A 19,570-nucleotide genomic window follows, 5' to 3' on the forward strand; every position below is an offset into this window, starting at 1 on the left:
TTTTAAACCTCAACACATGAATTCCAATCCTTCCCCCCTTATCGCCATCAGCGTCGGCGAAGCTTCCGGCGACTTGCTCGGCGCACACTTAATCCGTGCCATTAAGGCGCGTTGCCCGAATGCGCGGTTTACCGGCATCGGCGGCGAGCGCATGAAGGCGGAGGGTTTCGAGAGTTTGTACGATCAGGAAAAGCTGGCGGTACGCGGTTTTGTTGAGGTCATCAAACGCCTGCCGCAAATTTTGAGAATTCGCAAAGGGCTGGTGAACGATTTAATCCGCCTCAAGCCGGATGTGTTTATCGGCATCGATGCGCCGGACTTTAATCTCGGCGTGGCGGAAAAACTCAAGCAGGCAGGCATTCATACCATTCATTACGTCAGCCCGTCGGTTTGGGCGTGGCGGCGCGAACGGGTCAATAAAATCGTACATCAGGTCAACCGCGTGTTGTGCCTGTTTCCGATGGAGCCTCAGCTTTATATCGATGCCGGCGGCAAGGCCGAATTTGTCGGCCATCCAATGGCGCAAACCATGCCCGTGGAAGCGGATAGGGCGGCGGCACGGCAGAAGCTGGGCGTGCCTGCGGACGTGCCCGTGTTTGCGATATTGCCCGGCAGCCGCGTGAGCGAAATCGATTACATGGCGGCGGTGTTTTTTCAGACGGCCTTATTGCTGCTGAAACGTTATCCGCAGGCACAGTTTTTGCTGCCTGTGGCGACGGCCGCAACGCGCAAACGCATTAGCGAAATTTTGGCGCAGCCTGAGTTTTCAGCCCTTCCCATTACGTTGACCGAGAAGCAGTCGGATACGGTTTGCACTGCTGCCGACGTGGTATTGGTCACCAGCGGTACGGCGACTTTGGAAGTGGCCTTATGCAAGCGGCCTATGGTCATCAGCTACAAAATTTCGCCGCTGACTTATGCGTATGTGAAACGTAAAATCAAGGTGCCGCATGTCGGTTTGCCTAATATTCTATTGGGTAAAGCCGCCGTTCCCGAGCTGCTGCAACACGATGCTGTCCCTGAAAAACTGGCGCAGGCCGTGGCAGACTGGTATGACCGACCTGAAGCCGTGGCCGCGTTGGAACAAGATTTCCACGCCTTGCATCTGCTGTTGAAGAAAGATACGGCGGCATTGGCGGCGGCGGCAGTATTGGAAGAAGCCGGATTTTCAGACGGCCTGAAAGACAAGTAAGGAAAATACATGAATTTATTGGGAGCCTTGGCCAAGGTTGGCAGCCTGACGATGGTGTCGCGCATTTTGGGCTTTGTACGCGATACGATTATCGCCCGTGCGTTTGGTGCAGGCATGGCGACAGATGCGTTTTTTGTCGCGTTTAAACTGCCCAATCTGCTGCGGCGCGTGTTTGCAGAGGGTGCATTTGCCCAAGCCTTCGTACCGATTTTGGCGGAATACAAAGAAACCCGCTCGCCCGAAGCCACGCAGGCATTTGTGCGTCATGTCGCCGGTATGTTGTCGTTTGTGTTGGTCATCGTTACCGCGCTGGGCATACTTGCCGCGCCGTGGGTGATTTATGTTTCCGCGCCCGGTTTTGCCAAAGATGCCGATAAGTTTCAGCTCTCCATCGACCTGCTGCGGGTAACGTTTCCTTATATCTTTTTGATTTCCTTGTCGTCTTTTGTCGGCTCGATACTCAACTCCTATCATAAATTCGGTATTCCCGCCTTTACGCCGACTTTTTTGAACATCTCCTTTATCGTCTTTTCCCTGTTTTTCGTACCGTATTTCGATCCGCCTGTTATGGCTTTGGCGTGGGCGGTATTTGTCGGCGGCGTGTTGCAGCTGGTGTTCCAACTGCCTTGGTTGGCGAAACTGGGCTTCTTGAAAATGCCCAAACTCAGCTTTAAAGACGCAGCGGTCAACCGCGTGATGAAACAGATGGCACCGGCTATTTTAGGCGTGAGCGTGGCGCAGATTTCCTTGGTTATCAACACCATTTTTGCCTCATTTTTGCAGTCCGGCAGTGTGTCGTGGATGTATTACGCCGACCGACTGATGGAATTGCCTACTGGTGTTTTGGGCGTGGCACTCGGTACAATCTTGCTGCCTACCTTGTCCAAACACGCCGCCAGTCAGGATACCGAGCAGTTTTCCAGCCTGCTCGACTGGGGTTTGCGCTTGTGTATGCTGCTGACCCTGCCTGCCGCCGTCGGCCTTGCCGTGTTGTCTTTCCCTCTGGTTACGACCCTGTTCATGTACCGTGAATTTACGCTGCACGACGCGCAAATGACCCAACACGCGCTGATTGCCTATTCCTTCGGCTTGATCGGGCTGATTATGATTAAAGTATTGGCACCCGGCTTCTACGCGCGCCAAAACATCAAAACCCCCGTTAAGGTCGCTATTTTCACGCTGATTTGCACGCAGCTAATGAACCTTGCCTTCATTTCGCCGCTCAAGCACGTCGGCCTGTCCCTCGCTATCGGTTTGGGCGCGTGTCTGAATGCAGGTTTGCTGTTTTTCCTTTTGCGCAAACACGGCATCTACCGCCCTGGTAAAGGTTGGGCAGCGTTTTTGGTTAAAATGGTCATCTCTTTGGTTGTCATGGGCAGCGGTTTGTGGCTGGCGCAATATTATCTGCCGTTTGAATGGGTGCACGTCGGCGGCTTTAAAAAAGCAGGCCAACTCTGCGTCCTGATTGCCTTGGGCGGCGGCCTCTACTTCGTTTCCCTCGCCGCGCTCGGTTTTCGTCCGCACCATTTCCGCAGGGTGGAAAAATAAGCAGCCGTAGTGCGTATTGCTTTGGCTTAAAGGCTATTCGCTAAAAAGGCCGTCTGAAATATTTTCAGACGGCCTTTTCTTGCGTTACGTTTTAACTGTAAAGCTTCGCTCCTTTTTTGACGAACTCAATCGCTTTTTCTTCCATGCCTTGCTGTTGGGCTTTTTGCTTGTCGGCGTAGTCGCGCACTTCCTGCGTGATTTTCATCGAGCAGAATTTTGGGCCGCACATCGAGCAGAAGTGGGCGATTTTCGCGCCTTCTGCAGGCAGGGTTTCGTCGTGGAAGCTTTCGGCGCGTTCGGGGTCGAGGCTGAGGCGGAATTGGTCGCGCCAGCGGAACTCGAAACGCGCCTTGCTCAGAGCGTTGTCGCGCAACTGTGCGCCTGGCCAGCCTTTGGCGAGGTCGGCGGCATGGGCGGCGAGTTTGTAGGTGATGATGCCGGTGCGCACGTCTTCTTTGTCGGGCAGGCCGAGATGCTCTTTCGGGGTAACGTAGCAGAGCATGGCTGTGCCGTACCAGCCGATGTTGGTCGCGCCTATGCCCGAGGTGATGTGGTCGTAGCCGGGGGCGATGTCGGTAACGAGCGGGCCGAGGGTGTAGAAAGGTGCTTCAAAGCAATGTTGCAGCTCTTCGGTCATGTTTTCTTTCACGCGTTGCAGCGGTACATGGCCGGGGCCTTCGATCATAACCTGTACGTCGTGTTCCCATGCTTTGGCGGTCAATTCGCCCAAGGTGTGCAGCTCGGCAAATTGGGATTCGTCGTTGGCATCGGCAATGCAGCCGGGACGAAGGCCGTCGCCGAGGCTGAACGATACGTCGTAGGCTTTCATGATTTCGCAGATTTCGTCGAAATGTGTGTAGAGGAAGTTTTCCTGATGATGGGCGAGACACCATTTCGCCATGATGGAGCCGCCGCGTGATACGATGCCGGTCAGGCGGTCGGCCGTCATCGGTACATAACGCAGCAATACACCTGCGTGCAGGGTGAAATAGTCCACGCCTTGTTCTGCCTGCTCGATTAAGGTATCGCGCACCAAATCCCAAGTCAGGTCTTCGGCAATGCCGCCGGTTTTTTCCAAAGCTTGGTAAATCGGCACCGTGCCGATGGGGACGGGCGCGTTGCGGATAATCCATTCGCGCGTTTCGTGGATGTGCGCGCCTGTGGATAAGTCCATAATCGTGTCCGCGCCCCAACGCAGCGACCATACCATTTTTTCGACTTCTTCGGTCAGGCTGGAGGTTACGGCGGAGTTGCCCAAGTTGCCGTTGATTTTGACGCGGAAGTTGCGGCCGATAATCATCGGTTCGAGTTCGGGGTGGTTGATGTTGGCAGGGATAATCGCACGTCCGGCGGCGATTTCTTGGCGCACGAATTCGGGCGTGATTTGGTCGGGATGGGTTGGGATATTCGCGCCGAAACTTTGCCCTGCGTGTTGTTTCAAGAGCTTGGCGTATTCAGGCCGTCTGAAAAGTTCGTCCAGCTTCATGCGTTCGCGTATGGCGACAAACTCCATTTCCGGCGTAATGATGCCTTGGCGGGCGTAGTGGAGCTGGGTTACATTGCGGCCTGCTTTGGCGCGGCGCGGACGGGTGATTTGGTTGAAGCGCAGATGGGCGGTTTTCGGATCGTGTGCGCGTTCGGTGCCATATTCGCTGGAAAGCTTGGGCAGGATTTCGGTATCGTCGCGTTCATCCAGCCATGCGGTGCGGACGTGTGGCAAACCCTGTTTTAAGTCGATGTGTGCCGCCGGGTCGCCGTATGAGCCGCTGGTGTCGTACACTGGAATTGGCGGATTGGCTTCCGTACCTTGTGCCGTGTAGGTATCGTCCTGACGGATTTCGCGCAAAGGCACGCGGATGTCGGCGCGGCTGCCCGGGATATAGACGCGGTTGGAATTGGGATATTGGAAGCGGATGCCGATGTCTTCGCTCAAGTCGGAAAGACGGCGCGCCTCATCGCCGGTTTTTTTAGCGGTAGTCATAAAAAATTGCTCCTGTTTTTCGGTTATGAAATGGAAACAGGAGCATTGCTTTTTTTTCAGACGGCCTTGTGGATATCTTCAATCAACCGTCTAAAAACACATTTGCCGAAACTCCCCACGCAGGTATTATCCTGTTCGGGTGTAAAGGGTATTTCTCAGCCGCTCGGTTTGAAAGCAGCACCCCTGTTTCTTTATTAAGGAAAAATTAAACCATGCGGATGGTTTTTTGTAAAGCGGCGTTTTTCGCATTTTCTGTCAAAAACGCTTGACAGCGATTCCGTCTTTCCGTATAGTTACAACTTCTGACGCGGGATGGAGCAGCATGGTAGCTCGTCGGGCTCATAACCCGAAGGTCGTAGGTTCGAATCCTGCTCCCGCAACCAAATATAAAAATCCCCTGCAATCGCAGGGGATTTTGCTTTATGCGGTATTTATTGTTGCTTGGATTGATTGAAAGAGGCCGTCTGAACCATTGGGTTTCAGGCGGCCTTTTTTATGTGCTGATGTCATCAGCGGCTAATTCGCTTTTATTTTGTGAGTTTGCGTTTTTCAGACGGCCTATTGTTACTCCGGATCGGTATCGTTGCGTAGGTATTCTTTCAAGCGTTGCAATTCTTTTTTGTCCAACCATTTATTGCGCGAACGTTGCAACAGGATCACCAATGCGGCGATTTCGTTACGCATATTGGTGCTGAGCCAGAGGAAGCCTTGCCAGTCGTAATGCAGGCGGGCGGCCGGTTTGCTTAGTTCGGTATTGAGCGAAGTATCGATGCGAATGCGGCGGGCGTAGTGGCCTTTGATGAGGCGGACGGTCAGCCGAAGCTCGCGTTGGAGTTGGTTGAAATGGCGGTCGAGCAGGCGGATTTCGCTTTCGTTGAGCGTGGGCGCGCGCAGTTTGGCGGCTGTGGTCAGGAGCAGCTCGGTGGTGTTGACGATTTTGCGGTGGGCATGCTGCATGGCTTCCATCATATTGTTGCTGATGTGGCTTTCACCGGATGTTGCGGCCAGATGGCTGCGGCTTTTGACCATGCGGGCGTTGATTTTGCGCATTTTAATCATGTTTTGCTCCAAACGCTCGCGCGTCATGCGCTTACCGTTGCTGATTTCTGCAATCATTTTGGCGCAGTCGGTGAGGTTGTCGGCAAGCATGAAGCGCCACATCAGGGTGGAGCGCAGGGGCAGAAGTTTGGCGGCGGCAATGGCGATGGCGGCACCAATCAAAACGTTCATGGCGCGCATCAGACCGCTGTCGAGCCAATGGTGGCTGCTGTCGCCGATGAGCATACACATGGTCAAACCGGCAAGCATGGCGACGTAGCCGTTTTTGCCGACCGCAGACCAACCGGCCACCGCGCTGGCGGCACCGATAATCAGATAGAAGAAAACGCCGTCTTGCAAATAATGCTGGTTCAACCATAAAACGGCCAAACCGACGCCCAAACCGATGGCCGTGCCGAGCATGCGTTCGACTGCTTTGGAGTAAATCGCGCCTTGGAATTGCAGCATGCCGAGGACGACAAAGACGGTCATGCCGATCCACTCGCCGTGTTGCAGGTGGAAGACTTTGGCCAACAGGGTGGAAAACACGATTGCCAAGCCGAGGCGGAAGGCGTGGATATGGCGGCGATAGCGGTAGCGTTCGTAGGCGTTGAGCCAGCGTTCGGAAAAATGGAGGCGTTCGGATTGGGCAGGCATGTTGTAAGACGTATGGGTATGTGGGGATGTAAATTATAACTGATTGGTAAAGCAGATGAAATTTGAACTGCTCCCAAACGGCTTGTCCTATTGCGGATTTTATCTGCCGCAAGCGGATATAATGGCGGCTTTGAATCAGACAGGCGGTGAAGAAATGGCGACGGTTTTAAGCGCAGGCGTGGACGAAGCGGGGCGCGGCCCTTTGGTCGGCAGCGTATTTGCGGCGGCAGTGATTTTGCCGGAACATTTTGACCTGCCGGGTTTGACCGACTCAAAAAAACTGAGCGAAAAAAAGCGCGATATGTTGGCGCAGATGATTAAGGAACAGGCGGTTGCATGGAGCATTGCCTTTGCCGATCCCGACGAAATCCTGCAACTGAACATCCTGCACGCAACCATGGCCGCAATGAAGCGCGCAGTCGAGGGGTTGTCGGTCGTGCCTGACAAAGTATGGATAGACGGCAACCGTGTGCCGAAAGATTTGAATGTCCCTGCAGAGGCCGTGGTCAAAGGCGACAGCAAAATTATTGAAATCTCCGCCGCTTCGGTTTTGGCCAAAACCGCGCGTGATGCAGAAATGTATGAATTGGCGAAACGCTATCCGCAATACGGGTTTGACCGCCACAAAGGCTACGGCACGGCGCAACATTTGGCCGCATTGAAACAATACGGCGTATTGCCGGAACACCGCCGCGATTTCGCACCGGTCAAAACCTTATTGGCACAAGGCAATCTGTTTGAAGAATGAAAGCATAGCAAAAGGCCGTCTGAAAGATTTCAGACGGCCTTGTTTTTTAGGAAAGTATCATTTCAACGCAGCCAAACACTCTTTAATCAACTCAGGGCCGCGATAAATCAAACCGCTGTACACCTGAACCGCACTGGCACCCAAGCGGATTTTTTCTGCCGCGTCCGCGCCGTTCATGACGCCGCCGACGCCGATAATCGGCAGCTTGCCGTCAATGCGTTCCGCCAAAAGTTTCAACACCTGATTGCTTTTCTCGCGAACGGGCAAGCCGCTCAAGCCGCCTTGTTCGCCTGCGAGCGGATGGCTGTCCAAGCTTGATTTGTCGATGGTTGTGTTGGTGGCGATGATGCCGTCCATTTCCACAGATTTGACCACATGGGCGATGTCGTCGATTTGCGCTTCGTCCAAATCCGGCGCGATTTTGACCGCCAGAGGCACATATTTGCCATGCGCGGCTGCCAGTTGCGCCTGTTTGTTTTTCAAGGCCTCCAACAATGCGCTCAATTCGTCGCCGCCCTGCAAGGCGCGCAGGTTTTTCGTATTGGGGGAGGAAATATTGACCGTGATGTAGCTTGCGTGGGCGTAGGCTTTTTCCAAGCAAATCAGATAATCGTCGGCCGCATTTTCAATCGGCGTAACGGCATTTTTGCCGATGTTGATGCCCAAAATGCCTTTAAAACGGCTGTTTTCAATGTTGCGGATCATTGCGTCGATGCCGTGGTTGTTGAAACCCATGCGGTTAATGATGCCTTGGTGTTCGGGAACGCGGAAAAGGCGCGGCTGCGGATTGCCCGGCTGCGGCTTGGGCGTTACCGTGCCGATTTCGACAAAGCCGAAACCCAAAGCGGCAAACGCATCGATGCACTCGCCGTTTTTGTCCAAACCCGCCGCCAAGCCGACCGGATTGGGCAGCTGCAAACCCATCAGCTCGGTTGGCCGGGTGTGGCTGTCTACTTTGGGCAGCAGGCCGAGTTTTTCGATAGAACGCAAACTGTTGAGCGTGAAATGATGGGCCTTTTCTGCATCGAAACGGAACAGGATAGGGCGGACGAGTGAATACATGGCGGCGGCTTTCTGAACGGTTGATGAATTTGGCGTTATTCTACCTGAAACCGTCAAACTGCCCCAAACGTCTGTATCGATATGATTTTATTGTTTGGCGTCAAATGAAAATAAATAGGGCTTTTGCGTGTAATCGGATAGTTCATTAAAATGGTAAGAGAGAGGCTTTTCAGACGGCCTGATGGATGTATCAAAAGGCCGTCTGAAAAGTTTTGATTTGATTGTTTACCTGATACAGGAAGATTTTTTATGAAACAGGCGGTTGATCCTTATGCGAGTTTCCGTGAACTGACGCTGCGGGGGATGATACTCGGCGCGTTGATTACGGTGATTTTTACGGCATCCAATGTGTATTTGGGCTTGAAGGTGGGCCTGACTTTTGCGTCTTCGATTCCGGCTGCGGTGATTTCGATGGCGGTTTTGAAGTTTTTTAAAGGCAGCAATATTCTGGAAAATAATATGGTGCAGACTCAGGCTTCGGCCGCGGGGACGCTCTCCAGTATTATTTTTATTCTGCCGGGTTTGCTGATGGCCGGTTATTGGGCGGGCTTTCCGTTTTGGCAGACTACGCTGCTGTGTATGTCCGGCGGTATTTTGGGCGTGATTTTCACTGTGCCTTTGCGTTATGCGATGGTGGTGAAGAGCGATTTGCCTTATCCGGAAGGCGTGGCGGCGGCCGAGATTTTGAAGGTCGGCGACCATGATGCGGACCAGCAGGAAGGCGGCAGCGGTATCAAGGAATTGGTGTCGGGCGGCGCATTGGCCGGTTTGATGAGCTTCTGCGCAAGCGGTTTGCGCGTGGTGGCGGACAGTGCGAGCTTTTGGTTTAAAGGCGGTGCGTCGGTGTTCCAAGTGCCGATGGGCTTTTCGCTGGCTTTGTTGGGCGCGGGCTATTTGGTCGGACTGACCGGCGGTATCGCGATTTTGCTGGGTATCTCGATTGCTTGGGGCGTGGCCGTGCCTTATCTGTCGGCGCATATTCCGCAACCTGCCGATATGGAGATGATTCCTTTTGCGATGTCTTTGTGGAAGGAAAAAGTCCGTTTTATCGGCGCGGGTACGATCGGTATTGCGGCGATTTGGACGCTGTTGACTTTGATGAAACCGATGGTCGAGGGTATGCGCCTGTCTTTCCGTAATTTCGGCGGCGCGCAGATGACCGAGCGCACGGAACAGGATTTGTCGCCTAAGGCGATGATTGCCTGGGTGTTGGCGATGATGCTGGTGTTGGGCGTGTCCTTCTTCCACTTTATCGGCGACTCGCATATTTCCGGCGGTTTGGCTTGGCTGTTGGTGGTCGTATGTACGCTGCTGGCTTCGATTATCGGCTTTTTGGTGGCGGCGGCTTGCGGTTATATGGCCGGTTTGGTCGGTTCGTCTTCCAGCCCGATTTCGGGTGTGGGCATCGTCTCTATCGTCATTATTTCACTGGTGTTGCTGCTGGTCGGCGAATCCGGCGGCTTGATGGTGGATGAGGCAAACCGCAAATTCCTGCTGGCATTGACGCTGTTTTGCGGCGCGTCTGTGATTTGTGTGGCTTCGATTTCCAATGACAACCTGCAGGATTTGAAAACGGGTTATCTGGTAAAAGCGACGCCTTGGAAACAGCAGGTTGCGCTGATTGTCGGTTGCGTTGTCGGTGCATTGGTGATTTCGCCTGTGTTGGAGCTTTTGTATGAAGCCTACGGCTTTACCGGCGCGATGCCGCGTGAAGGCATGGATGCGGCCCAAGCACTTGCCGCGCCTCAGGCAACTTTGATGACCACCATCGCCCAAGGTATTTTCTCGCACAATCTGCAATGGGATTATATTTTCACCGGCGTGGCCATCGGCGTGGCGTTGATCGCGGTTGATTTCACATTGCGCAAATCTTCCGGCGGCAAGCGTGCTTTGCCGGTATTGGCCGTGGGCATGGGTATTTACTTGCCGCCGTCTGTGAATATGCCGATTGTGATTGGTGCGGTATTGGCGGCGGTGTTGAAATCCGTCATCGCCCGCCGTCAAGAAAACCGTGAAGGCCGTCTGAAAAATGCGGAACGTATCGGTACGCTGTTCTCCGCCGGTTTGATTGTCGGCGAGAGCCTGATCGGTGTGATTATGGCGTTTATCATCGCCTTCTCCGTAACCAACGGCGGTTCGGATGCGCCTTTGGCCCTGAACCTGGAAAACTGGGATACGGCCGCCAAATGGCTGGGCTTGGCGTTTTTTGTCTTCGGTATGTTCGTGTTTGCACGCCGCGTGTTGAAAGCAGGACGTTAAGTTTGTAGGTTGAGAAAAGGCCGTCTGAAACCCAAAAAATTGGGGTTTCAGACGGCCTTTTTAGTGGAAATTTGTTGGGAATGATTTTAGGAAGTTTGGGTATAATTATCGTGGGGCTAGGTAGCAAAAAAGCCCCATTGCAGTGGGGCTTTGTGCTGAAACCGCCCTAGAAAGGATGGTTTCAATCATGAAACATACCACTCGCACGGGTCGTTCATGGCTGAGACTGCGGACAGTCGTTAGGATTATCTTAACCCTGTTCCTGCTCTTAGTCAATTAAACGGCTGAAAACAAAAAACTGTTTTTCAGTTTCCGCCTGTTTGTCATGAACGGGCGGTTTTTTATTGTTTAACGCTGATTCAAACAATCTGCAATCGCTTTGGCAATTTTGGCACTGGCGCCTTGATGTTGCGAAATGAATTGCTCGGTGTGGCTGATCAGCTGTTGGCGCAGCGTTTCGTCGTCGAGGTATTGGCGCGTGGTTCTGTACCAGGCTTCGGCGGTTTCGACGCGGACGGCGGCTTTGGCTTCGACTGCGCCTTTGCAGGCTTGGGCGAAGTTGTAGTTGGAGTAGCCGAAGAGGGTGGGGACGCGGCAGGAGATGGGTTCGATGATGTTTTGGCAGCCTGCATCGACGAGGCTGCCGCCGACGAAGGCAATGTCTGCGCTGAGGTAGTAGGCGGCCAGTTCGCCCATGCTGTCACCTATCCAAACCTGTGTATCGGGGGAAACGGGTTGTCCGTCGCTGCGTTTTTGCACGGTATAACCAAGCGATTTAGCGGTATCGTAGGCCGTCTGAAAGTTTTCAGGGTGGCGCGGTACGATGACCAGCAAGGCATTGCCGCGGTAGCCCTGCCATGCTTTGAGGAGCAGCTCGGCTTCGTCTGTGCCTTTGTACACGCGCGTGCTGGCGCAGACGACGACGGCTCGTGCACCGATGCGTTCTTTAAAGGCGACGGCAAGCGGGCGCGAGTCGTCGGGGGGCGCGATGTCGTATTTGGTGTTGCCGCAGACGTGGACGTTGGACGCGCCGATAAGGTGCAGGCGTTCGGCATCGGCGGCGGTTTGGGCAAAGCAGCCGGAGAGGGTCTGCATGGCAGGCTCGACCAGCTTGCGGATTTTGAGGTAGCCACGTTGGGATTTTTCGGAGAGGCGCGCGTTGGCCAAAAAGAGGGGAATGCCTGCTTCTTGGCAACCGTGCATCAGGTTGGGCCAGATTTCGGTTTCCATCAAAATGCCGCAGATGGGGCGGTGTTCGGCTAAAAATCGGGCGACCCATTCGGATTTGTCGTAGGGCAGGTAACGACATTGCGCATCGGGGAACAGGGATTGCGCGGTGGCGCGGCCGGTCGGCGTCATTTGGGTAATCAAAAACGGCGAATCGGGAAAATGGCGGCGCAATGCCTGCACCAAAGGTTCGGCCGCACGTGTTTCGCCGACGGATACGGCGTGTATCCAAATAGGACGTTGTACGGGATTGGGATACGCCTGCCCGAAACGCTCGTCCCAATGCTCGAGATAGGCTGGGGATTTGAGGGCGCGGCGACGCAGGTGGCGGCGGATCAGGAAGGGGGCGAGGTGCCACAGCGTGGCGTAAAGGCGGCGTATCATGCTTACGGGTCTTGTGTCGGAATAGGCCTATTTTATCGGAAACTGAAACGGAAGATATAGCTTTGATGCGTGTTTTACGCAAAGGAAACAGGCCGTCTGAAAGGTTTCAGACGGCCTTTAATACAGGTATAAACGCGTTTACTTCACTTGCGCCATGTATTTTTTCAGACGGCCTTTGCTTTGCATGGCGCGGTTTTCCATTTCATCGACAACGGCTTGCGCTTTGGCTTTGTTTACCGGCTTGCCGACCTGAATCACGCCGCTCATGTTCATCATGCGGTGCGGCGGGCAGGTATAGACATACACGCCTTCTTTGTCGAGCTTGAGCGTGAAGTCTTTACCGTCTTCGGAGAGGAAGTCGGCAACGCCGTCGGGCAGGGCTTTGCTTTGCACCCAGTGGCCGCTGTTGGCGGCTTTGAAGGTAACGGTATCGCCGACTTTGGCGTTGACGTAGCCGGGCTCGAACACCATGCTGCCGTCTTTGCCGTTGTCGAGCATTTTGATTTCGTGGTTGGCGGCGTATGCGCTTAGGGAAGCGGTCAGCATCAGGAGGAAGAGGGATTTTTTCATGGAGAAATTCCTTTCTAAGGATAAAAAAATATGGGGCGGGCTGATGAGTCGGAGAGGCAAGCCTTGGGTTTACCGCCCTCTCCCTAACCCTCTCCCACGGGAGAGGGGATAAATTGCAGGGAGTTTGCAGGCCGGATGCTCAAATCCGACATTTGCAGGAGCGGTTAAGTTACGCACTCTTCCGCATCGGGCGGATAACGGGCAGGCCTTTGCTGTCGTACAAAAGCTCGATGTCCACTTTGTACAATCTGCCGATCATGTCCGCCCGTAACACGTCCTGTGGCGCGCCCTGAGCCTGTACTTTGCCTTCGCCGAGCAGAATCACGCCGTCTGAAAACTGCGCGGCGAGGCTCAAATCGTGCAAGACCATCAACGTAACCAGATTGTGTTCGTGCGTGTATTGCACCACGCGCTCCAAGAGGTTCAATTGGTGGTGCATATCCAGCGCGCTGACCGGTTCGTCCAGCATCAGGATTTCGGGGCGGCGCAGCATGACTTGGGCAAACATGACGAGCTGCCGCTGTCCGCCGGAAAGCCGCATGACGTCGCGGTGTGCCAGATGGCCGATGCCCAGCTCCGCCATGATACTTGCGGCTTCGTGCAGCAGCTCGTCGCCGACGTGCATGTGCAGCGCGTCCATGCGGCCGAGCAACACGACTTCCAGCGCGGTCAGCGAGGCTTCGGCGGCGGTGTCCTGCGGCATATAGCCTATGCGTTTGCGCCAGCTTTGCAGGTGGATTTTGCTCAACACTTCGTCGCCGTAGCGGATGGTGCCTTTGTGCGCCACTTCGCCGAAAATCGTTTTCATCAGTGAGGATTTGCCCGTACCGTTCGGGCCCAGCACGGAATAGACTTTGCCTTGTTCCAGCGTCAAATCGATACTGTCGGCGACCACATAATCGCCACGCCGGATATGGACATTTTCAAGTTTCAACATTTCAGACGGCCTATCGTTTCGTTAATACAATCCAGAAGAAGAACGGCACGCCGACAAACGACGTAACGATGCCCACCGGAAACAGCGCACCCGGGATAATCACCTTGGACAACACGCTCGCCACCGATAAAAACGCCGCCCCTGCCAGCATCGCGCCGGGCAGGAAGAAACGTTGGTCTTCGCCCAAAAGAATCCGCGCCACATGCGGGGCAACCAAGCCGATAAAGCCGATGACGCCGACAAAACTGATTGCCGTCGCCGTCATCACCGCTACCAACACCAGCGTTTTCAGGCGCAAAAGTTGCAGATTGATGCCCAGCCCGACAGCGCGTTCTTCGCCCAAGCGCAGCGCGGTCAGCTTCCACACATCGCGCGAAAGCAGAAACACGCATACTGCCGTAACCGCCGCCGTAACGATGACCGTTTCCCAAGTTGCCTTGTTCAAGCTGCCGAACAGCCAAAACAGAATCTGCTGCGAAATCTCAGGCGCGGCGATAAACTGAATCAGCGACAAAATCGACTGAAACAGAAACAAGAGCGCAATCCCCACCAACACCAGCATCGCCGAATTGAAACGGCGCGCCGAGGCAAACAAAAACAAGATGCCCGAAGCCAGCATGGTCATCACAAACGCACCGATAGGAACGGCGACCGTTTCAGGTAGCCCGAAACCGCCGAACGCAATCACCATCGACGCGCCCAAACCTGCCGCCGCCGCCAAGCCCAGCGTATAAGGGCTGGCCATCGGGTTGTTCAAGAGCGTTTGAATTTCCGCGCCGCCGACACCCAAAGCCGCGCCGACCACCAAGGCCATTACCGCAATCGGCAGGCGCAAATCCATCACAATCAGGCGGTTCATTTCATCGACTTCGGGTTTGCCCAGCAAAACATTGACCACTTCGCCGACAGGCAACGTGTCCGTCATCGCAGGACCGGTGGCGATGTCGAATAGGAAACTGACCGCGGCGATGACTAAAAACATCAACACAATCAACCAACGCTTGCCTTCCAACTTGCGCTGGTTTTTCACAATCTCGGCGACAACCGAATCATTCATGTTTCAAACCTTTAAAAAAGAGTGTTGTGAAAGGGGAGAACAGGTTTGCCTTTTTCTTCCGCAAAAATTTCAGACGGCCTTACGATTTAAAAGGCCGTCTGAAAATCTAAACTACCTTATTGTCCTTTCGGATAGAGGTAGAACGTGCCGTTTGGTACGACGGGCAGGTTTTGGCGGTAGAAGTCCAGATAGGTCTTCTCCGGGTTGAAATCCTTAAACAACTGCGGATAAATCGCTTTGGCCATAAACTGAATCGATGCGCTGTCGGACAGCGTGCGCGAGTTGGCGTGGTAGGCGGCGTAGAGGCGGTTGTTTTTAATCGCAGGCAGGTTTGCCCAGCCGGCGCGTTTGGCAAAGCCTGCCAAGCGTTTTTCCGCTTCCGCTTTCGGAATGCCCCAGCCCATCACCATGGCGGCAGGGTTTTTCTTCAATTCGGTTTCGCGGCCGGTAATCACGATCACGTCGGGTTTGGCGGCGAGGACTTTTTCAGGATTGATTGGGCCGTAGAACTCGACCGAAGAAGTGGCGATATTGTTGCCGCCGACCAGCGTCGCCATCGAACCCCACATGCTCTTGCCGAAGGTAACGCTGTGTTCGGCAGGGCCTTTGTTGCCGAACTCGACATACACTTTAGGCTTAGGCAGGTTGGCTTTTTGTACGCGCGCTTGGATGGTGTCGGCGACGCGTTTGTAGTCTGCCGCCAGTTTGTCAGCTTTTTGCTGCTGACCGGTCAGCGTGCCGATGAGCTTGGTTGATTGAACGTGTTTAGCGACCGTTTGCGCGTTGTAGTCCAACACAACGATGGGGATGCCGGCTTTGTTGATGCGGTCGAGATCGGAACCCAAAGCCTTGTATTGCCATTCGGCCAAAACCAATAAATCGGGTTTCAGCGCCAATACTTTCTCAATCGAGAAAGTGCCGACTTCCACTTCGCCCACGTCGGTCAGTTGATTCAGTTTAGGTACGGCTTTGCTGAATGCCGCCCAGCTTGGCGGCGCCCAGTCGGCCCAAACTGCTTTGGAGAAACCGACAACGTTGTCCAGCGCGGTTTTACCGCCGATGGCCATGTAGTCTTGGTAATAGAAGCCCAAAACCACGCGTTTGGCAGGCAGGTCGACGGTTACCTTACGGCCGATGGTATCGGTCAGCTGAACCGGTTTGGCAAAAGCGGATACGGAGCCGACTGATAAAGCTGCAGCGGCAATTAAAGCAGAAAGTTGCGTAAATCTCATGAACTATTCCTTTAAAATATGATGATAACTATTATCTTTTATAAATTTACAAGGTATTGAATCTTTTTTCAAGTGAAACATGAGAATAGACATATTTTAGAGTAAAAAGTTGCATCATTAAAATAAAGGGATAATGTTTGGGTATGCTGAAGACCTAGTGAAAAGGAATGATATGGGTGCCTAAAGCCATAGTGGGCAGTAGTTGGAAGAAATAGGCAAAGGGTCATTTATTGCAAAAAATAAAAGGTATCCGGTTGAATACAGCAGGCCGTCTGAAACCTTGTAATCGGGGTTCAGACGGCCTTTGGTGTGGGCATAAAAGTTTTATTTTATTTGCGCCATCTATTTTTCAGACGGCCTGTAAGCAGTATTGGGGAAAAGTGAAAAAGGTTGGTTTTTGAAATGGCGAAATAGGGAAGAAGGGGGCTTGAGGGAGAATCGGGTGTAAACCCAAAATGGGGACGAATAAAAAGGGCGTGTTTCGATACACGCCCTTGCCGGAGGTTCAGACGGCCTGTGATTCCGCCTGTTCGCTTTGGTTGAGGATTTTAATCAGCTTCTCGGTTTTTTCCGGATCTTCGCAGCGCAGGATTTTGGCGGCATCGTTTTCGAGATGGCCGGTGTGGCTGTGCAGGATGATGTTTTTGACCGAAAGCAGGTTGTTGGGGTTCATGGAGAAGCGACGCAAGCCCATGCCGAGCAACAGTCGGGTGAAGACGGTATCGCCGGCCATTTCGCCGCAGATGGACACGCCTTTTTCCATGCGGTTTGCCGTGCGGATGATGTGTTGCAGCGTTTTGAGGACGGCAGGGTGGCCGGGTTGGTAGAGGTGGCTGACGCTGTCGTCGCCACGGTCGACCGACAGGAGGTATTGAATCAGGTCGTTGGTGCCGATGGAGATGAAATCGACGAGCTTGAGGATGCTGCCGACGGTCATGGCGGCGGACGGGATTTCAATCATGCAGCCGATGCTGACCGGGCCGAAGGCTTCGTCGCGTTCGGCGAGTTGGCGTTGGGCCGTGTCCAGGTGGATAAGGCATTGGCGCACTTCGGAAATGGACGTAATCATCGGCCACATCATGCGCACGGGGCCGTGGACGGCGGCACGGAGGATGGCGCGCATTTGGGTGCGGAACATGACCGGCTCGGCGAGACACAGGCGGATGCCGGTCAGGCCGAGTGCGGGGTTGAGGCTGCCGTTGGGCGAGCTGTTTTGGCCGAACCAGCGCGGATTTTTATCGACACCCAAATCGACGGTGCGGATGGTGATGCTTTTGCCTTTCATCTTTTTCACAATCGCGCTGTACACTTCGTATTGCTCGTCTTCAGACGGCATGGTGTCGCGGTTGAGATAAAGAAATTCGCTGCGGAACAGGCCGACGCCGTCTGCGCCGAAGTTGTGCAGGGTTTTGATGTCTTCGGCGGATTCGATGTTGGCCAAAAGTTCGATGTTGATGCCGTCGGCCGTGGTGGCAGCGGTTTTTTTGATTTTGTTGAGTTCGCGCTTGTGGCTGCGATATTCGCGGGCGAGGCGGCGGTATTCGTTGAGGACGACTTCGTCGGGATCGATGATGAGGGTGCCGTTGATGCCGTCGACGATGACGATTTCGTTTTCGGTGATGAGTTTGCGGGCGTTATGCAGGCCGATGACGGACGGGATGTCGAGGCTGCGGCCCAAGATGGCGGTGTGGCTGGTCGGGCCGCCGGCATCGGTCACGAAGGCGGTAATGTGCTGCTCTTTGAACAATACGGTATCGGCAGGCGAGAGGTCGTGCGCGATGAGGACGGTGTCGTCAAACAGGTTGCCGGCGAGGTTGATTTCGTTGCTTTGGCCGACAAGGTTGTTGTGGATGCGGCGGACGACTTGGAGCATGTCCTGTTTGCGTTCGCGCAGGTAGTCGTCGTCGATGCTGTCGAACTGGGCGGCAAGCTTGTCGCTTTGCTGTTTCAATGCCCATTCGGCGTTGATTTTCTGCTCGCGCAAAATGTCGATGGGTTCGCGCGAGAGGGTGACGTCGGTCAGCAGCATCAGGTGCAGGGAGATAAACGCGCCCAATTCGGTCGGGGCGTTTTCGGGAATCGCGCCGCGCAACTGTTCCAATTCTTTGCGCGTGGCTTTGATGGCGTTGTCGAAACGGGCAACTTCGGCATCGAGTTTGTCGGGATCGATGTCGTATTGGGGGACTTCCGTTGTGCCGCGCGTGATGAGGTGGGCGTGGCCGATGGCAATGCCTTTGCCTGCGGCTACACCGTGTAGGACGATGCTCATTATTCGCCCTCGCCGAAGTAGTCGTTGATGAGGTCGGTCAACGCCTGCATGGCGGCGGCTTCGTCTGCGCCTTCTGTTTCCAGCTCAATCACGGTGCCTTTGGCGGCGGCCAGCATCATCAGGCCCATGATGCTTTTGCCGTTGACGCGGTTGCCGTTTTTGGTGACCCAGACTTCGCTTTGGAACTGGGAGGCGGTTTGGGTGAATTTGCTGGAGGCACGCGCGTGCAGGCCGAGTTTGTTGATGATTTCGATTTCTTGTTTGAGCATGGATGTCCCCTAAATGTTTGTAAAGTGAATGTTTTCAGACGGCCTTAGCCGTTTTCTTTGCACACCAGGTCTTCAGGTGCGGATGTAATGGCGAAAATGCCACGGATGGCGGCTTCTTTGACGGTTTCGGTGAAGTCGGAGAGGTTTTCGGCTTGTGATGAGTATTGGATGGCTTTAATCATCATCGGGGCGTTGAGGCCGGTCAGGATGGCGGATTTGTTTTCGCGCACCAGCCGGCGTGCGGCGTTGCACGGTGTTGCGCCGAAGATGTCGGTCATGATCAGCACGCCGCGGTTGTCGGGAAATTTCTGCAACGCGGCGATGGCGTTGTTGATGATATCGTTTTGATCTTCGTCGGGCTGTACGCCGAGGATGTGGAGATTTTCGGGGAAGCCGTTGGGAAAGAAATGGTCGGCCAAACCGCGATAGGCTTCACCTATGGTTTCATGTGTAATGATTAACAAACCTATCATGATGTGTTCCTAGCATGGGGGTTGAGGCCGTCTGAAGATTTTTCAGACGGCCTTGGTTTTATTTATTGTTTAAGGCGTAGATTTCGCCGAGGTTGCGCCAGCAGCCGGCGGCATCCATGCCGTAACCGAAGACGTAGCGGTTGGGCACGTCCAAACCGACATAATCGGCTTTGGTCGGTTTTTCTTTGTCGATCAGTTTGTTGGCAAACACGGCCGCACGGCAGCTTGCCGCACCCATTTCCAATAGTTTTTCCTGAATGGCGGCCATGGTGTGGCCTTCGTCCAGAATGTCGTCCAAAACGACTACATGACGGCCTTTGATTTGCTCGGGGTCGGGCATGCGTTTCCAGTTGAACGCGCCGCCTGCGAGTTTGTCGCCGTAGCGGGAAACGTGGACGTAGTCAAAGTCCAAAGGGAAGCGCAACAGCGGCAGCAGCTGCCCTGTAAACACCACCGCGCCACCCATTACAGGCAAGAGCAGGGGGTATTTGTCGCCCAAGTCGCGGGTGATGTCATCGGCAACTTTTTGCAAGGCCGCACGGCATTGTTCTTGGCCAAACAGCAAGTCGGCATTGTCCAGCATGGCTTGGGTTTCAAGGCGTTTGGTTTCTAAGTCGGTCATGATAGGGTCGTGTTGAGTGCGTTTAAAAACAAATTATATAGCGGA

The 19,570-nt window shown here is 54.1% G+C and carries 16 protein-coding genes, 1 tRNA gene and 1 riboswitch; of the genes, 5 read left to right on the top strand and 12 right to left on the bottom strand.

The genetic code is table 11. From position 1 onward, the window contains the following. Positions 1–16 precede the first annotated feature (16 nt). A complete protein-coding gene (gene lpxB, locus LPB400_RS02200) occupies positions 17–1,192 on the top strand; it encodes a lipid-A-disaccharide synthase (RefSeq protein ID WP_219089237.1) in 1,176 nt (391 codons plus the stop codon). 9 nt (positions 1,193–1,201) lie between these two features. Further along, the gene (gene murJ, locus LPB400_RS02205; protein WP_219089239.1) at positions 1,202–2,740 is read left to right on the top strand and encodes a murein biosynthesis integral membrane protein MurJ; all 1,539 of its coding nucleotides are present in this window, start codon (positions 1,202–1,204) and stop codon (positions 2,738–2,740) included. 91 nt (positions 2,741–2,831) lie between these two features. Here the strand turns inward: murJ and thiC are convergent, their stop codons facing one another. After that, complete coding sequence (gene thiC, locus LPB400_RS02210) at positions 2,832–4,721, bottom strand: phosphomethylpyrimidine synthase ThiC (protein ID WP_070584390.1); 1,890 nt, start codon at positions 4,719–4,721, stop codon at positions 2,832–2,834. A gap of 95 nt (positions 4,722–4,816) precedes the next feature. Continuing rightward, positions 4,817–4,916: riboswitch (TPP riboswitch) on the bottom strand. Positions 4,917–5,027: 111 nt separating this feature from the next. On the opposite strand from thiC, the gene LPB400_RS02215 reads away from it, so the two are divergent. Beyond that, positions 5,028–5,104 (top strand) — tRNA-Met (locus LPB400_RS02215). Between the two features lie 181 nt (positions 5,105–5,285). On the opposite strand, the gene LPB400_RS02220 is transcribed toward LPB400_RS02215, so the two are convergent. After that, positions 5,286–6,416, bottom strand: a complete 1,131-nt coding sequence (locus tag LPB400_RS02220; protein ID WP_070584389.1) for an FUSC family protein — start codon at positions 6,414–6,416, stop codon at positions 5,286–5,288. Between the two features lie 154 nt (positions 6,417–6,570). Between LPB400_RS02220 and rnhB the strand changes: the two genes are divergently transcribed. Next, positions 6,571–7,164, top strand: coding sequence for a ribonuclease HII (gene rnhB / locus LPB400_RS02225; protein ID WP_063068644.1), 594 nt, complete (start codon positions 6,571–6,573; stop codon positions 7,162–7,164). A 57-nt stretch (positions 7,165–7,221) separates the two neighbouring features. Here the strand turns inward: rnhB and LPB400_RS02230 are convergent, their stop codons facing one another. Continuing rightward, positions 7,222–8,226: a quinone-dependent dihydroorotate dehydrogenase gene (locus LPB400_RS02230; protein ID WP_070461070.1), complete on the bottom strand. Its 1,005-nt coding sequence runs from the start codon at positions 8,224–8,226 to the stop codon at positions 7,222–7,224. 249 nt (positions 8,227–8,475) lie between these two features. Here LPB400_RS02230 and LPB400_RS02235 point away from each other — a divergent pair, with 249 nt between their 5' ends. Beyond that, positions 8,476–10,485 carry an OPT family oligopeptide transporter gene (locus LPB400_RS02235; RefSeq protein ID WP_107768634.1) on the top strand — a complete coding sequence of 670 codons (2,010 nt, stop codon included), beginning with the start codon at positions 8,476–8,478 and terminating at the stop codon, positions 10,483–10,485. Positions 10,486–10,833: 348 nt separating this feature from the next. Here LPB400_RS02235 and waaA read toward each other — a convergent pair whose 3' ends face one another. From waaA to LPB400_RS02280, 9 genes are all read right to left on the bottom strand, one after another. Then, positions 10,834–12,096: a lipid IV(A) 3-deoxy-D-manno-octulosonic acid transferase gene (gene waaA, locus LPB400_RS02240; protein WP_219089241.1), complete on the bottom strand. Its 1,263-nt coding sequence runs from the start codon at positions 12,094–12,096 to the stop codon at positions 10,834–10,836. A gap of 138 nt (positions 12,097–12,234) precedes the next feature. Next, a complete protein-coding gene (locus LPB400_RS02245; RefSeq protein WP_070814768.1) occupies positions 12,235–12,666 on the bottom strand; it encodes a plastocyanin/azurin family copper-binding protein in 432 nt (143 codons plus the stop codon). Between the two features lie 169 nt (positions 12,667–12,835). Next, positions 12,836–13,603, bottom strand: coding sequence for an ABC transporter ATP-binding protein (locus LPB400_RS02250; RefSeq protein ID WP_219089243.1), 768 nt, complete (start codon positions 13,601–13,603; stop codon positions 12,836–12,838). Between the two features lie 10 nt (positions 13,604–13,613). Beyond that, entirely contained in the window at positions 13,614–14,660 is a 1,047-nt protein-coding gene (locus LPB400_RS02255; protein ID WP_219089245.1) for a FecCD family ABC transporter permease, read from the bottom strand. A 116-nt stretch (positions 14,661–14,776) separates the two neighbouring features. Continuing rightward, entirely contained in the window at positions 14,777–15,892 is a 1,116-nt protein-coding gene (locus tag LPB400_RS02260; RefSeq protein WP_219089247.1) for an ABC transporter substrate-binding protein, read from the bottom strand. A 505-nt stretch (positions 15,893–16,397) separates the two neighbouring features. Beyond that, on the bottom strand, positions 16,398–18,161 hold the full coding sequence (ptsP, locus tag LPB400_RS02265; RefSeq protein ID WP_219089249.1) for a phosphoenolpyruvate--protein phosphotransferase: 1,764 nt from the start codon (positions 18,159–18,161) through the stop codon (positions 16,398–16,400). Continuing rightward, on the bottom strand, positions 18,161–18,430 hold the full coding sequence (locus LPB400_RS02270) for an HPr family phosphocarrier protein (RefSeq protein ID WP_003683718.1): 270 nt from the start codon (positions 18,428–18,430) through the stop codon (positions 18,161–18,163). Before LPB400_RS02270 ends, ptsP begins: the two co-directional genes overlap by 1 nt. 44 nt (positions 18,431–18,474) lie before the next feature. After that, on the bottom strand, positions 18,475–18,903 hold the full coding sequence (locus tag LPB400_RS02275) for a PTS sugar transporter subunit IIA (RefSeq protein ID WP_219089251.1): 429 nt from the start codon (positions 18,901–18,903) through the stop codon (positions 18,475–18,477). Positions 18,904–18,961: 58 nt separating this feature from the next. Further along, positions 18,962–19,525, bottom strand: a complete 564-nt coding sequence (locus tag LPB400_RS02280; protein ID WP_070646501.1) for a hypoxanthine-guanine phosphoribosyltransferase — start codon at positions 19,523–19,525, stop codon at positions 18,962–18,964. Between the last annotated feature and the right edge of the window lie 45 nt (positions 19,526–19,570).

Origin of the sequence: Neisseria perflava (assembly GCF_019334725.1) — a bacterium.
Lineage (GTDB): Bacteria > Pseudomonadota > Gammaproteobacteria > Burkholderiales > Neisseriaceae > Neisseria > Neisseria subflava_A.